Consider the following 1,492-nt stretch of genomic DNA (forward strand, 5'->3'; position numbering starts at 1 on the left):
TTATCATTATTATTCCCTAATATTTCTATCTTAAGAGGTATTGACAAAATCTACTTCTTTCTAACTTGTTAGCAATGGTCCCCGCACACCCGCACATGGGAGCATCCCGGTTTTGTAAATGGTTAAAAGTATGATAAGAGCCAAAATTTTTCGCCCTCCGCTATATGAGAGAACGCAAAAGTTATCGCCCGCACGCTAACCGAACTGGCGAGAGAGGAGTATCTAAAGTATGGGAGTTGGGAAGGAAAATAAAAAAGAGGTGTCTATATTCTAGATTAATTCATTCAAGTAAGCACACATAAGTTTGAGCATCTGATTAATATTTTTACGACCCCACTGAGCGCCGGAAATTTTCAGTCTTCTATCAATCTGTTTCACTAATGATTCCACCGCTCCCCACCCAATAGCACAAATATTTTGGCCGGACAAGAGTTGATAGTTAACAATTCGATTCCGATGTTTTGTGAGATATTTACAAAAGTTGGTAGTCTGACGACTACTGCACAACTCAAACAACTTAATGGTTTCATCACGTGCGACCTTGCCATAACAATTCTTTGGCTCTAGACAGCCGTTTCCTAGACCCTGCTACTTTGTACAGATTTTCGACTTTATGATATCAGTCTAAGATTTCTAGGCGATTGCCATCCGGATTGAATTTACCGATGATATTCCAAATTGCGTCATGTCCATCACCCAAACAAGTCACTAGGGAATTTAACGGCTGACGATTGACATAATCAATTAATACTTCATTTTTCAGAAAATATGCAGCATAAAAGCTGCCATGAAGACTAACTGCTTTATAATCGAGCCGCCGTGAGAACCTTCCCCTTTTGGTCCTCTAACACGCACTTTCCCTCCATCCACACTGGTTTCTGTAATGGGGGCGAATGCTACTGGTTCAACCCACTCCTGGTTTTCTACCAATCTCTGTAAACTGGTATGACCTATCTTGACTCCCGTCTGTACTTCAATTTCTTGAGATGCCTTGGAATAGGATAACAGAGCCACTTGTCGCAGACAGCATTTCTCAAAAAAAGGGGCCAAGCGAGTCGATTTCTTGAGATTTAATTTTTCTGCTTGTTTTTCGGTAATTTTTAACTCACCCCCACAGCTTTTTACTGTTCCGGGACGTCCTTTGTCTGTTCCCGTGGTTTCTTTGATAAAAAAAAAGCCACTTGGGGTCCCACTATCTCTATCCATTGTTTTCTCAGGTGCCCTTCTATTTTTTCCAGGCTCTCTAATGCTTCGGGGGGAGTGTTTCTGTATAAAATTTTGGCGATTTCAGCAGTATGAGCTTGTAAACGTGCTCGGGTAGTCAGGCGTCATTTTGAGTCCCTCAACATTATTTATTGACTATTGTAACTCTTGAGACACTCTATTTTTCAGTCGATATAAAATGGCTGATTGACTCTATAGTCATTTCAAATAAGTATGAGACTTTTAAAAAATGAGGTAAAATGAAAAAAAATCGTTAACCAGTTAGGGA

General features: G+C 40.1%; 1 pseudogene. It reads right to left on the minus strand.

Going from position 1 to position 1,492, the window contains the following annotated elements:
• Positions 1-270: 270 nt before the first annotated feature.
• Positions 271-1,325 (minus strand): annotated as a pseudogene (locus QUA53_RS28970) (ISKra4 family transposase).
• Positions 1,326-1,492: the final 167 nt, after the last annotated feature.

Source organism: Microcoleus sp. Pol12B3 (genome assembly GCF_036701355.1).
Classification (GTDB): Bacteria; Cyanobacteriota; Cyanobacteriia; order Cyanobacteriales; family Microcoleaceae; genus Microcoleus.